This is a genomic window from Bradyrhizobium sp. WYCCWR15520 (assembly GCF_056174665.1).
Genome location: NZ_JBWBWM010000021.1, coordinates 82468 through 95578, shown reverse-complemented (window position 1 = coordinate 95578; position 13111 = coordinate 82468). Strand labels below are relative to the sequence as shown.

Here is a 13111-nt window from a genome sequence, read left to right as displayed (position 1 = left end):
TTCCCAAATGCTCGCAGGGACGACTCCGGTTGTTGTGCGACACTTCTGACTACCTCTTGCCGCGCACCCCGTCCCACCACGCGCACGTGCCCGACATCAGCTTGTAATTCCCCTCCATCACCTGCACCGGCGCGCGCAAGCCCGAAGCCGCCGCGCGCAGGCGCATCTCGCGGGCGACCGCGCGGTCTTCCGGCGGTAGCCAGACGCGTTCATGGCCCCACAGGCTCGGGCCGTCATGCATCTCCACCGGCTGCCAGGTCGCGGGATCGATCTCGCGACCGCCCCAGCCGCATTCGATCATGAAGGACGACGGCGTCTTGGCGTAGAACGAGGTCATGAAATCGTTGGTGTGGCGGCCGAGCGTGACGCTGACGCGGCCTTCCTCCGTCTGCGCGATGTCGTAGCACTGGCCGACATCGTCGAGCGAGAACAACTCCACCATCAGATGATGCATGCCGTTCCTGCCGGTCTCGATCAGTGCGAGGCTGTGATGCCGCGCGTTGACGTGGAAGAAATAGGCGCGGAACGGCTTTGAGATGTAGTCAGAGAGGCCGAAGCCGAGCACGCCGACATAGAACGCCATGACAGGCTCGATATTCTCGACCGTCAGCACGGCGTGCCCGAGGCCGAGCGGACCGGTGCGGAAGCCCGAGATCGAGCGGCCCGGCACGAACGGCGTGTCGTCGATCTCGGCACCGTAAAATGCCTCCAGCCGGTTGCCGGCGGGATCGTGGAACGAAATCAGGCGGCGAACGCGCCGCGCGTCGGCCAGTGTCTGCGGCTCTGCCGTGACATGCACGTCGGCCGTCTCCAGCCGCGCCGCCAGCGCGTCCAGCGCCGCAGCGTCTGCGACCTCCCAGCCGAAGAAGCGCGTGCCTTCACCCATCGCGCGGTCGATGACGATGCGCTGCTTGCGGTCGTCCATCCGGAACGCCAGCAGCGAATTGCCGCGTTCGACCGCCTGCAGGCCGACCAGGTTGGTCCCGAACTGCCGCCAGTTCTCGAGGTCCGCTGATCCGAAGCCGGCATATCCCAGACCCAGCAATGTCATCGCTTGCCTCCGTCATCTGCAATCTTTGCGCATCAAATGCGCCGCTGCTTTGCTTAAATCCTACGCAAGTTTTACGCCGTCCGACACCCCAGGATGGGCTCCGGACCGGCTGTCCCGGCCCGTCCCTCCCTTGACATCGCCCCCGCCGGATGGTGATTAGGTTCCCATGAGCACCGTCGTTACCCCCTCCCGTCTCTGGTGGCGCACCTCCTAAAGAGGTGGCCGGTGCGATTTCATTTTCTTAATCGTCGAAGGTCGCCATCGCAGTGCGACGGTCCCTTCGTTTGTCCTGTGTGGCGCTCCCTGGCGAAGTTTCGTAAGAGGATCACATGAACAGGACAGCCTTCTCCCTGCCCGAGCACAGCGAATACCGGACCAGCGGCGGTCTGGCGATTTCGCGCGCCGTCGAACAGTTCACCGGCAATGCCAAGCGCCTCGACGACCTGATCGAACTGCTCGACCGCCGCCGTGGCGTCGTGTTGTCCTCCGGCACCACGGTGCCGGGCCGCTACGAGAGCTTTGACCTCGGCTTTGCCGATCCACCGCTGGTGCTGGAAACCGCCGGCTCGAATTTTTCGCTGACCGCGTTGAATGCACGCGGCGAGGTGCTGATCGGCTTCCTCGGCGACGTGCTGCGTGAGCCTTGCGTCGTCATTTCAGAAAGAAGCCCGACGCGGCTGGCCGGGCACATCATCCGCGGCGCCGCGCCGGTCGAGGAAGACCAGCGCACCCGCCGCGCCAGCGTGATGTCGCTGGTGCGCGATCTCATCGCTGCCTTGTCGGCCAACGACGACCCGCTGCTCGGCCTGTTCGGGGCCTTTGCCTACGACCTCGTGTTCCAGATCGAGGACCTCGTGCAGAAGCGCGCCCGCGAGGCCGACCAGCGCGACATCGTGCTCTACGTGCCGGACCGCCTGCTGGCCTATGACCGCGCCACCGGCCGCGGCGTGGTGCTGAGCTATGATTTCTCCTGGAAGGAAAAATCCACGCAAGGTTTGCCGCGCGACACCGCCGAGAGCGTCTACGCCAAGACGCCGCGGCAGGGCTTTGCCGATCACGCGCCCGGCGAATATCAGGCGACAGTAGAGGTCGCGCGCGCAGCGTTTGCGCGCGGTGATTTGTTCGAGGCGGTGCCGGGGCAATTGTTCGCCGAGCCCTGCGAGCGTTCGCCGGCGGAAGTGTTCCAGCGGCTGTGCCGCATCAACCCGTCGCCCTATGGCGCGCTGATGAATCTCGGCGACGGCGAATTTCTGGTCTCGGCCTCGCCGGAAATGTTCGTGCGCTCGGACGGGCGCCGCGTCGAGACCTGCCCGATTTCAGGCACGATCGCGCGCGGCGTCGACGCGATCGGCGATGCCGAGCAGATCAGGCAATTGCTGAACTCGGAAAAGGACGAGTTCGAACTCAACATGTGCACCGATGTCGACCGCAACGACAAGGCGCGGGTTTGCATTCCCGGTACGATCAAGGTGCTGGCACGGCGGCAGATCGAGACCTATTCAAAGCTGTTTCATACCGTCGATCACGTCGAGGGCATGCTGCGCCCGGGCTTCGATGCGCTCGACGCCTTCCTGACCCACGCCTGGGCGGTGACGGTGACAGGCGCGCCGAAATTGTGGGCGATGCAGTTCGTCGAGGACAATGAGCGTTCGTCGCGGCGCTGGTACGCCGGTGCGATCGGCGCTGTGAATTTCGACGGCAGCATCAATACCGGGCTCACCATCCGCACCATCCGCATGAAGGATGGGCTTGCCGAAGTGCGCGTCGGCGCGACCTGCCTGTTCGATTCCGATCCCGCCGCGGAAGATCGCGAGTGCCAGGTCAAGGCGGCCGCGCTGTTCCAGGCGCTGCGCGGCGATGCGCCAAAGCCGCTCTCGACGTTTGCGCCCGACGCAACAGGTTCGGGCCGCAAGGTGCTGCTGATCGATCACGACGACAGCTTTGTGCATATGCTGGCGGATTATTTCCGTCAGGTCGGCGCCAATGTAACGGTGGTCCGGCACGTGCACGCGCAGGAGATGCTGAAGAAGAACTGGGACCTGCTGGTACTGTCACCGGGCCCGGGCCGGCCAGAGGACTTTGGAATCTCCAAGACCATTGGAACTGCTCTTGACCGAAAACTGCCGATCTTCGGCGTCTGCCTCGGCGTGCAGGCGATCGGCGAATATTTCGGCGGTCAGCTCGGCCAGCTCACCCAACCCGCGCATGGTAGGCCGTCGCGGATCCAGGTGCGCGGCGGGCGCTTGATGCAGAACCTGCCGAACGAGATCGTGATCGGCCGCTATCATTCGCTCTATGTCGAGCGCGACAGCGTGCCAGATGTACTCGAAGTCACCGCGACCACCGAGGACGGTGTTGCGATGGCGATCGAGCACAAGACCCTGCCGGTCGGCGGCGTGCAGTTTCATCCGGAATCGTTGATGTCGCTCGGCGGCGAGGTGGGGCTACGGATCGTCGAAAACGCGTTTCGACTGAACGTTGGAGCAAACTGATTGGATCGTCATTGCGAGGAGCGAAGCGACGAAGCAATCCATACCCGGTGCGTGGCACGATGGATTGCTTCGCTACGCTCGCAATGACGTAGGAAAAATCGAAAGCGAGATTGATATCAATGACATTCGATCACGACATCAAGGCCACCGTCCGTACCATTCCGGACTACCCGAAGAAGGGCATCCTGTTTCGCGACATCACCACGCTGCTGGCGGATGCGCGCGCGTTCCGCCGCGCGGTCGACGAACTGGTGCAGCCGTGGGCGGGATTGAAGATCGACAAGGTGGCCGGCATCGAGGCGCGGGGCTTCATCCTCGGCGGCGCGGTGGCGCATCAGGTCTCCGCCGGCTTCGTGCCGATCCGGAAAAAAGGCAAGCTGCCACACACGACGGTGCGGATCGCCTATTCGCTGGAATACGGCATCGACGAAATGGAAATGCATGTCGATGCGATCCAGCCCGGTGAACGCGTCATCCTGGTCGACGATCTCATCGCCACCGGCGGCACCGCGGAGGGCGCGGTAAAACTGCTGCGTCAGATCGGCGCCAACGTGGTCGCGGCCTGCTTCATCATCGACCTGCCGGATTTGGGCGGCGCCGCCAAACTGCGCGCGATGGAAGTGCCAGTGCGCACGCTGATGGCGTTCGAGGGGCATTAGAGTTCTTTGCTCGCGACGGCCGCGAGGTGAGCGACCGACAACTTTCAACTTCGCAAAGCTCTCTCCGTCATTGCGAGGAGCGAAGCGACCGAAGCAATCCATCTTTCCGCGTATGCGGTGACAATGGATTGCTTCGCTTCGCTCGCAATAACATAGAGCCTGATCAAACCGCCTCGGCGCCGAGCTGCGACCGCCAGTGTAGCGCGCGCTCCTTCAAGAGCCCGTCGCGAACATACGACGTCTCTTCCTCTTCCAGCCGCTCGCATTCTTCGAACGTGAAGCTGTCGGAGCCATGCGCGGTCCATGCGGCCTGCAGGCTGTGGCAGGGGTGGCTGCCCTGGCGCAGCGAGAACCAGATCCGGTTCTGGATTTTTTCGAGATTGGGCGTCTGGCCGACCCAGGTCTCGGCGGTCACCGCGCAGCGGATCAGGAAAATCCCCGCATAGGTTTTCCGCTCCTTGTAGGCGGCGATGGCGGCCTTTCTGGCTGATGTCATTGGAGTCTCGCGGGACGGTGGTCAGGGTCTGACAAGGCCCTAACAGGCCAACCGCTCGCCGTCAATATTACCCGGGTAAAATTATCGACGTTGTGAGCGGCCTCACGGCCGCTGCGGGTTCAGGCTGAACTCCAGCTCGCGAAAGCTGGTGTAGTTCCGGCGGATCCACTGGTGCAACTCGGTCGAGGAGTCCCGCTCGTTGCGCAGGTAGTCGGTGAAGGAGAAGGTCAGCCGGCCGATATAGGTCTTCAGGAACGAGGGCAGCGCCGTTATCCGCAGCACCCGACCGGTGTCCATTTCGGGCGGCAGTTCGCCGCGCACCACATATTCATTGTCGATCGTAATCAGCGCTTTCGGCGGAATCTGTTCCTGCAACATCGGATAGCTGCGGGCGGAAACGCGGTCGGTATCGGCGATGAACAGGATGGTCGGCGCCACGCCCCGCCGCGCGGCTTCCTTCAGGAAGCCGATCTCGTGGATCATCTTGAAGAACTCGTCGAACGCATGAAAGCCGAGGTCGATGACCTTGGCGATATCGTCGTTGACGATCAGGCGGTCCATCAGCTGCATCTTGCCATAGGTGTCCATGACATCCGCCGTCTCGGTGAGCCGCGGCAGATATTCGAGCAGCGATGGTTCCTTCAGGTTGATGTCGAAGGAGCACACCGAACCGTTCTTCAAAAGCAGGAACTCGCTCAACAGACGCGCGAGCAGCGTCTTGCCGACCAGCGGCCGAGGCGAGCAGATGATGTAGACAGGCGTGGCACTCATCACCTGCTATATCAAAGGATTTTCTCGGCTAATCCAGCCCCGTCGCGGCGGCTGCGCGACTATTTTTCGCCGCCGCGCGTGCTCGATTTGGCGCCGACGAGATCAGTCAGCTTGATGCGGTCGAACTCGCTCCAGACGTTGGCAAGCCAGTGCCGCACATAGCCGCGCAGCACGAACGAATAGTTCGCGGCCTCGTCGTCCTTGCCCTTGTTGGCGACGAATTTGAGGAACGGCACCGAGGAAACCTCGACCTGCTCATAGGCCATTTCGTTGAGCTTGGGGATTACAAGGTCGGTGGCGTCCTTGATACGGTGAAAGTAGGAGTTGTAGGTCGACTGGTCCCACTGGAAAAACTGGGTGTCGTTGATGAAGTTCTTCACCAGGTAATATTTGGCGCCCTGCATGAAGCCTGCGGTCTCGGCGATTTCGTCCAGCGAGGCGATCGAAGGGCCGAGTATATGGAACACGGCAAAGGTGATCTGCCCTGCCTTCGCCGCATCGAGGAAGCCGATGTCGCGCAGCGAAGCCAGCGCCGGCGACAGCAGTCCGGCGCGGACGTCGATGACGGTCACCGAGGGTCCCGCGCTCAGCGTATCGAAGATCTTCATCTGGTCCGAGGTCGTCGTCATGTCGACGATCTCGGTGATGTCGGGGTGGAAGCGCTTCAGGGTGCCGCGCGGGGATTCGGTGTCGAATGCCCGGGTCGGCACGTTATTGGCGCTGAAGTAATCCAGGAGCGTCCGGGACACGGTCGTCTTGCCGACCCCGCCCTTGTCCGCGCCCACCACAATCACGACTGGCTTTCCCATGAAATTCCCTTGAACAGCAGTTCCGACCGCGGGAGCGACCGGGAGGCCCCAATCCCTGCTTTGGGCGCGAACATGGCAGAAACAAGGGATAATTCAATCTCTTGGAGGGCCATCGCCATTATTCATACCGAATTCGTTAATCGGCGGCGGCGAAAGGGGCGACCGCCTACCGGTGCGGGCCCCAAGGGCCGTCCGAGGCCCCGGAACGGGTGCCCGGGACGCCGGCAGGTTCGCCGGCGTCGCTCCAGGGGCCGCGGGGAACCGGCGGCGGCGGAAGCTGCTCGCTGGCCGATTCTTGGACCTCATCGGCTTCGTCCGCCGTCTCGGACGGCAAGGCCAGCGGGCCGGGGTCATGGCCGCCGGCAAACTGCACCAGCGCCTTGACGCGCGCATCGACCGAGGGATGGGTCGCGAACAGATCGGCAAACCCTTCGCGCGGATTGTCGACACAGAGCTCCATCACCGCCGACGTCGCGCCGGGCAGCTCGCCGCGGTTCTCGATCTTGCGCAGCGCCGTGATCATGGCGTCCGGATTCTTGGTCAGCTCGACCGAGCCCGCATCGGCCAATAGTTCGCGCGACCGCGACAGCGCGAGCTTGACGACCTGCGACAACAGCCACGCCAGCATGATCAGCACCACCGCGATAATGATCGCCATGATCGCGCCGCCGCCGCCCTTGCCGCGGTCGGATGACGAAGAAGAGGACGACGATGACGATGACGACGAAGACGACCAGCCGCTTCCGGAGGAATTCCACGACAGGTTGGTGAACATGCGAAAGAACAATTCGCCGAAAAAGCCTACCACGCCGGTGATGATTACGGCGACCACCATCAACTGCACGTCGCCGTTGCGGATATGCGTGAGCTCGTGGCCAAGCACGGCCTCGATCTCCTGGTCGTTGAGCGCCTTGAGAAGGCCCGACGTCACCGTGATGGAATATTGCCGCCGGTTGAGGCCGGTGGCGAAGGCGTTCAGCGCCGGGCTGTCCATCACCTTCAGCTTCGGCATCGGGATGCCGCGCGAGATGCAGAGATTTTCCAGGAGATTGTAGAGCCGCGGCTGCTGTTGCCGCGTCACGCTCTCGCCGCCGGTCACGGCGTCGATCATGTTCTGGTGGAAGAAATAGGCGATCACAATCCACAAGGCCGCGATGATCGTGGCATAGGGAGAGGCCGCGATCAGGTCGCGCGAGGCGCGTGTCAGATAATAGTTGAGTGATGCACCGCTGTTGAGCACGACTTCCGCAACCAGCGCGCCGGCGAAGACCAGCACATAGATCAGCAGAAACAGGCCGGCGAGCAGCAGCATCGAACGAAACTTGTTCGACGCGATATGCGTGTAGAGACCGTACGCGGCCATGATGCGTCACCACATGTCATTCCGGGGCGCCGCGAAGCGGCGAACCCGGAATCTCGAGATTCCGGGTTCACGCCGTTGGCGTGCCCCGGAATGACGAAAGAGAGACATGGATAGCCCTTAGAACTTCACGCTCGGCACCGTCTCGACTTCGGTGCGGCTGGCGCCGAGGTCGAAGAATTCCTTGCGGGTGAAGCCGAACATGCCGGCGAACAGCGCGGCGGGAAGCTGCTGGATGCCGGTGTTGTATTCCTGGACTGCGTTGTTGAAGAAGCGGCGGCTGGCTGCGATCTTGTTTTCGAGGTCGGAGAGTTCGCCGGCGAGCTGCTGGAAATTGGCGTTGGCCTTGAGGTCCGGATAGGCCTCCGACAGCGCGATCAGGCGGCCGAGGGCGCCGCTGAGCTGGTTTTCCGCGGCCGACACCTGCGCCGGCCCCTGCGCCGACATCGCCGAATTGCGCGCCTTGATGACGTCGTCGAGCGTGCCGCGCTCATGCTGGGCGTAGCCCTTCACGGTCTCGACCAGGTTCGGGATCAGGTCGTGGCGCTGCTTGAGCTGGACGTCGATGTCGGCGAAGGCCTGGCTGACGCGCTGGCTGAGCGCGACCAGGCGGTTATACGCGCCGAACGCAAACAGCACGATGATGACGATGACGCCGAGAACGATCCAGCCGGTCGACATGACGGACAACTCCTGAAGGGGGACGAAAGACAGTGGAACCTAGACGAAAACCGGGGCGTGCGGCAGCCCGCCCGAGAGGTGGGGCATGGCTTTAGTCGGAAGTGGGGCGGGATAAGTTCAAGGCGCAACGCTCTCCCGTCATTCCGGGATGGTCCTTCGGACCATCCCGGAATGACGCGTCAGCTAACGGCATCGCCCCACCGCCAGCGGCGGGCGATGGCGTAGTCGGCCTTCGCGCGGCGGGGCACCTTGGTGAGATCGAGCCCTTCCGGCGTACAGAGCTTCGCTGTGATTTCGACCTTGCTGACAGCCGGCTGCGCCAGCACGCGGGAAGGGCGCCGACCTCCAACTGGCGTGCGCGTCAGCGCGACATAAGAGAATCGTTCATCCTCGAATGGCAGCTCGGCGCCCTTGACCTGCTTGTGCGCGCGCGAGCGCTGCAGGCGCTGGGTGAAATGGCACCAGTCGGGCGCCAGCAAGGGACATTGGCCGTCATGCGGACAGGGGGCGGCGACATGCGCGCCCAGCGCGATCAATTGCGCACGCAGCGCGATGATCCGGGCATAGCCGGCGGGCGTACCGGGTTCGACCACGAGCAGCGTGTCGCGGGTCTTGGTCCACATCTGCTCAGCGAGCGCCCGCTGTTCAGCGTCGCCGATCTCGCCGATCATGTAGCTCGCCACGACGAGATCGGCCGCATCTGCTTTAGCAAGCGCCACGCGGGCTTCGCCGCGCTCGTAGCCGACGTCGCGCAGCCGCGTGCTGTCCCGCGCCAGATCCAGCGCCAGCGTGCGCAGCGCGTCGTTGGCGTCCAGCAGAGTGAACTCCGTCAGCGACAAGAAGGTTTGCGCTGCTGCCCACGTCGCCGTTCCCGGACCGGCGCCAACATCGAGCAGGCTGTTGGGCATGAAATCCCGCCTGATCTCGATGAGCGCGTTGAGGCTGGCCGTGACCGCGGCATAGGTCGCTGGCATCCGCGCCAGCGCATAGGCGAGTGCGTCCGTCTCCGAGCGGATCGTGCCGGAGCCGCCGCCATCGCGATAGGTCTTCGAGATGGCGGCCGCACGGCCGGCGGCGTCGCTGCGGGAAAAGCCGCGCAGCTTGCCGTCGAGCGCGGCTTTCAGCTCAGCGGGGAGGTCGGGTGAGGTCATGGCATGCCGTCATTCCGGGGCGGTCCGCAGGACCGAACCCGGAATCTCGAGATTCCGGGTCTATGCTTCGCATAGCCCCGGAATGACAAGAAATCACGCCACGTTCTGGTCCAAAATCTTCACGGCGTCGTCGAGGCCGACCGAGACCAGTTGCGAGACGCCGCGTTCGGCCATGGTGACGCCGAACAGGCGGTTCATCCGCGCCATCGTGATCGGGTTATGCGTGATGATGATGAAGCGGGTTTCGGTCGACGACGTCATCTCATGCAGCAGGTTGCAGAACCGTTCGACGTTATGGTCGTCGAGCGGCGCGTCGACTTCGTCCAGCACGCAGATCGGCGACGGGTTGGTGAGGAACACCGCGAAGATCAGCGCCAGCGCCGTCAGCGCCTGCTCGCCGCCTGAAAGCAGCGACAGCGTCTGTGGCTTCTTGCCGGGCGGTTTGGCGATGATTTCGAGGCCGGCTTCCAGCGGATCGTCGCTTTCGATCAGATGAAGCGCAGCTTCGCCGCCACCGAACAGCTCGACGAACAGCCGCTTGAAGTGCGCGTTGACGGTTTCGAACGAGACGAGCAGCCGCTCGCGGGCTTCCTTGTTGAGGCTCTGGATGCCCTGGCGCAGCCGCTTGATGGCTTCGACGAGGTCGTCACGCTCGGTGGTGAGCGCGGTGTGCTGGGTCTCGACCTCTTTCAGTTCTTCCTCGGCGCGCAGGTTGACGGCGCCCAGGCGCTCGCGGTCGCGGCGCAGCTTTTCGAGGTTTTCCTCGATCTCGCCGAGCGGCGGCAGTTCCGCGCCCGGCTCGATCTCGGCGAGCGCTGCTACCGCGTGCGGCTCGACTTCGAGCATGTCGTGGATTTCGCGCTCGATGTCGGAAAGCCGGCGCTTGGTGCCTTCCATGCGCTCTTCAGCGCGGCCGCAGGCCTCGCGGGCAGAGGAAAGCGCTTCGAGCGAGGTCTTGGCGGCACGGTCGGTCTCCGCCATCAGGCTTTCGGCGGCCGCCAGTGCGTCGGCGGCGACGCGGCGGGCGCCTTCGGCGGACTCGATTTCGTTGATCAGCGAACGGCGCTTCTCGGCAAACAGAGCGGGCGCGTTGTCAAGCTCGGCACGCTCGGCGGTCACTTCGGTGATGCGCGCCTCGACGGTCGCGACCTGCGAGGCCGAGCTCTGCTTGCGGTTCTGCCACTCGGTGCGTTCGGCGATAATGGCCTGCACGCGGCGGTCGGCGAGTTCGGCTTCGCGTGCGAGTGCCTGGGCCTCGGCGCGCACTTGCGCTGCGAAGCGGCGATGGCCCTCGATGTCGGTGCGAACGGTGCTGAGTTTCGCTTCCGTCTCATCCGTCGGCGGCAGGTCGGTCAGCGCGGCGGTCGCACTCTCATGCGCTGCTTCAGCCTCGCTGCGGTCGGCGGCAAGGCGGGTATGGGCTTCGGTCAGCGCTGACTTGCGCGCGGCGTGGCGGTTGATCTCGCGCTCGGTCACGGCATGGCGTTCGCGCGCGGCATCGGCCTCGCGTTGCGCGGCCCGCCAGGCTTCGCGGCCGGCGGATTCGGCTGATGATGCCGCCTTCAGTTCGGCCTCGGCGTCTTCCAGCGCCTGCCGCTTGGTGGTGGCGTCAATACGAGCCTGTTCCAGCTCGTGTTCGATATCGACCAGGCGCGCGCGCTCGGCGAGACGCCGGGCGGCGCCGGTCGGCGCATGCGCGGCGGCGACAAAGCCGTCCCAGCGCCAGACGTCGCCTTCGAGCGACACCAGCCGCTGGCCGGTCTTCAATTGCGAGACGAACTCCGCGCCGCGCTCCTTCGCCACGACGCCGATCTGCGCCAGGCGGCGCGCCAGTTCGGCCGGGGCTTCGACATGCGCGGCAAGGGATTCGACACCATCGGGCAGCGCCGGATCGTCAAAACTCGCGCCGGCATTGGTCCAACGCATCGGCGCCGAGGGATCGACCGGCGCGTCGAGATCGTCGCCGAGCACGGCGCCAAGCGCCTTTTCGTAACCCTTGGCGACAGTGACGCCGTCGATGATCGGCGGCCACAGATTCTTGGTTTCGACATTGACGAGCTTTGAAATCGTGCGCGCCTCGGTCTCCAGCCGCTGTACGCGCTTTTCGGCGTCGGTGAGCGGGGCGCGGGAAGCCTCGAGCTTCTGTCGCGCGGCGATGTGGCCGGTCTCGCTGGCTTGCGCCGCCGCTTCGGAGGCGGCCAGCGTTTCCTGCGCGGTCTCCATCGCGGCGGCGAGCGCGTCGATGTCGCCGAGATTGCCGGTTTCCTGCGCGAGCTTTTCCTCGTCGGCCTGGACGGTGGCGATTTCCTGGTCAAGCCTGGCCAGCCGGTCGCGGTGGGTGCGCACGCCGGCCTCGAGCTGGTTGCGCTTGGCGGTGAGGTCGGCAAGTGCGGTAGTAAGTTCGCCGAACATGCGCTCGGCCGAGGCCAGTGTCGCTTCCGCTTCAGAAACACGTTCATCAACGCCGGAGCGCTTTTCGACGCGCGACTTGATCTCTTCCTTGATCTCTGCGTCTTCGGTGTCGAGGCGCTGCAATGCGATCTCGGCGTCCGACGTCTGCTGCTGTTCGCGGGCGATGTCGGCAACGAACTGGTTCAGCCGGCGGTCGAGTTCAGCGACACGCTCCTTGGCGCGCTCTTCCTCGCGGTCGAGCAGCTCGCGCGCATTGGTGAGGCGCTGCAGCCCTGCCGCGGCGCGGGCTTCGCCTTCGCGCAGTGCCGGCAGCTCGGAGGCGCGGATCGCCTGGATGCGCGAGGCCTCGGCTTGCTCGCGGGTGCGTTCGGCCATCTCGCGCACGTTGATGTCGTGGGTATGCGCGGCTTCCGCGACGTCGGCATTGGCTTCCAGCCAGCGCAGATGGAACAGCGTGGCCTCGGCCTTGCGCACCTTGGCGGCGACTTCGCGGAACCGGATCGCCTGGCGGGCCTGCTTCTTCAGTCCGTCCATCTGGCCGGTGAGCTGGCCGATCACGTCCTCGACGCGGGTGAGGTTGGTTTCGGCAGCCTTCAGCCGCAGTTCGGCCTCGTGGCGGCGGGCGTGCAGGCCGGCGACGCCGGCGGCATCTTCCAGCACGCGACGGCGCTGCTCGGGCTTGGCCTGAATGATTTCGCCGATCTTGCCCTGGTGAACCAGTGCCGGCGAACGCGCGCCGGTGGCGGCATCCGCAAACAGGATCTGCACGTCGCGCGCGCGAACATCGCGGCCGTTGATGCGATAGACGGAACCGGCCTCGCGCTCGATACGGCGGGAGATTTCGAGAACCTGGCTGTCATTGACGGCAGCCGGCGCCGTACGATCTGCATTGTCGATCGTCATGGTGACTTCGGCGTGGTTGCGCGCGGGACGGTTGCCGGAACCGGCAAAGATCACCGCATCCATGTCGGCGGCGCGTAGAGATTTGTGCGAGGTTTCACCCATCGCCCAGCGCAGCGCCTCGACCAGATTGGATTTGCCGCAGCCGTTCGGCCCGACCACCCCGGTGAGGCCGGGTTCGATCATGAAATCAGTGGGTTCGACGAACGACTTGAAACCGTGGAGGCGGAGGCGCGTGAGTTTCATGAACACAAATCTCTGTTGGCCGGGCGCGAATCTCCCTGCCGTGACAATACCATGGAAGGCAATGTCGGTGTGTGGACGAACAG

At 64.4% G+C, this 13111-nt stretch carries 10 protein-coding genes; 2 read left to right on the top strand and 8 right to left on the bottom strand.

The features are described from left to right. Nucleotides 1-49 precede the first annotated feature (49 nt). Nucleotides 50-1051, bottom strand: coding sequence for a VOC family protein (locus AC0QUY_RS24140; RefSeq protein WP_475388719.1), 1002 nt, complete (start codon nucleotides 1049-1051; stop codon nucleotides 50-52). A gap of 329 nt (nucleotides 1052-1380) precedes the next feature. Here AC0QUY_RS24140 and AC0QUY_RS24135 point away from each other — a divergent pair, with 329 nt between their 5' ends. Together AC0QUY_RS24135 and AC0QUY_RS24130 are read left to right on the top strand one after the other, a co-directional pair. Next, a complete protein-coding gene (locus AC0QUY_RS24135; RefSeq protein ID WP_475388718.1) occupies nucleotides 1381-3543 on the top strand; it encodes an anthranilate synthase component I in 2163 nt (720 codons plus the stop codon). Between the two features lie 119 nt (nucleotides 3544-3662). Beyond that, nucleotides 3663-4202, top strand: coding sequence for an adenine phosphoribosyltransferase (locus AC0QUY_RS24130; RefSeq protein WP_065751573.1), 540 nt, complete (start codon nucleotides 3663-3665; stop codon nucleotides 4200-4202). Nucleotides 4203-4365: 163 nt separating this feature from the next. On the opposite strand, the gene AC0QUY_RS24125 is transcribed toward AC0QUY_RS24130, so the two are convergent. The 7 genes from AC0QUY_RS24125 to smc all read right to left on the bottom strand — a co-directional run bounded on the left by AC0QUY_RS24125 (nucleotide 4366) and on the right by smc (nucleotide 13028). After that, nucleotides 4366-4698: a GIY-YIG nuclease family protein gene (locus tag AC0QUY_RS24125; RefSeq protein WP_161852386.1), complete on the bottom strand. Its 333-nt coding sequence runs from the start codon at nucleotides 4696-4698 to the stop codon at nucleotides 4366-4368. Between the two features lie 102 nt (nucleotides 4699-4800). Beyond that, nucleotides 4801-5469 (bottom strand): P-loop NTPase family protein, encoded by a 669-nt coding sequence (locus AC0QUY_RS24120; protein WP_161852387.1) that lies wholly within the window; start codon nucleotides 5467-5469, stop codon nucleotides 4801-4803. Between the two features lie 59 nt (nucleotides 5470-5528). Next, nucleotides 5529-6278, bottom strand: a complete 750-nt coding sequence (locus AC0QUY_RS24115; RefSeq protein ID WP_161852388.1) for a P-loop NTPase family protein — start codon at nucleotides 6276-6278, stop codon at nucleotides 5529-5531. Nucleotides 6279-6444: 166 nt separating this feature from the next. After that, on the bottom strand, nucleotides 6445-7641 hold the full coding sequence (locus AC0QUY_RS24110; protein ID WP_475388717.1) for a M48 family metallopeptidase: 1197 nt from the start codon (nucleotides 7639-7641) through the stop codon (nucleotides 6445-6447). 117 nt (nucleotides 7642-7758) lie between these two features. Further along, nucleotides 7759-8319 (bottom strand): LemA family protein, encoded by a 561-nt coding sequence (locus AC0QUY_RS24105; RefSeq protein WP_161852390.1) that lies wholly within the window; start codon nucleotides 8317-8319, stop codon nucleotides 7759-7761. Nucleotides 8320-8498: 179 nt separating this feature from the next. Further along, on the bottom strand, nucleotides 8499-9470 hold the full coding sequence (locus AC0QUY_RS24100; RefSeq protein WP_475388716.1) for a small ribosomal subunit Rsm22 family protein: 972 nt from the start codon (nucleotides 9468-9470) through the stop codon (nucleotides 8499-8501). A 93-nt stretch (nucleotides 9471-9563) separates the two neighbouring features. Next, nucleotides 9564-13028, bottom strand: a complete 3465-nt coding sequence (smc, locus tag AC0QUY_RS24095) for a chromosome segregation protein SMC (protein ID WP_475388715.1) — start codon at nucleotides 13026-13028, stop codon at nucleotides 9564-9566. Between the last annotated feature and the right edge of the window lie 83 nt (nucleotides 13029-13111).

Coding starts and splice junctions, on each gene's coding strand:
- AC0QUY_RS24140 (WP_475388719.1), bottom strand. CDS start 1,051: ATGACATTGCTGGGTCTGGGATATGCCGGCTTCGGATCAGCGGACCTC.
- AC0QUY_RS24135 (WP_475388718.1), top strand. CDS start 1,381: ATGAACAGGACAGCCTTCTCCCTGCCCGAGCACAGCGAATACCGGACC.
- AC0QUY_RS24130 (WP_065751573.1), top strand. CDS start 3,663: ATGACATTCGATCACGACATCAAGGCCACCGTCCGTACCATTCCGGAC.
- AC0QUY_RS24125 (WP_161852386.1), bottom strand. CDS start 4,698: ATGACATCAGCCAGAAAGGCCGCCATCGCCGCCTACAAGGAGCGGAAA.
- AC0QUY_RS24120 (WP_161852387.1), bottom strand. CDS start 5,469: ATGAGTGCCACGCCTGTCTACATCATCTGCTCGCCTCGGCCGCTGGTC.
- AC0QUY_RS24115 (WP_161852388.1), bottom strand. CDS start 6,278: ATGGGAAAGCCAGTCGTGATTGTGGTGGGCGCGGACAAGGGCGGGGTC.
- AC0QUY_RS24110 (WP_475388717.1), bottom strand. CDS start 7,641: ATGGCCGCGTACGGTCTCTACACGCATATCGCGTCGAACAAGTTTCGT.
- AC0QUY_RS24105 (WP_161852390.1), bottom strand. CDS start 8,319: ATGTCGACCGGCTGGATCGTTCTCGGCGTCATCGTCATCATCGTGCTG.
- AC0QUY_RS24100 (WP_475388716.1), bottom strand. CDS start 9,470: ATGACCTCACCCGACCTCCCCGCTGAGCTGAAAGCCGCGCTCGACGGC.
- smc (WP_475388715.1), bottom strand. CDS start 13,028: ATGAAACTCACGCGCCTCCGCCTCCACGGTTTCAAGTCGTTCGTCGAA.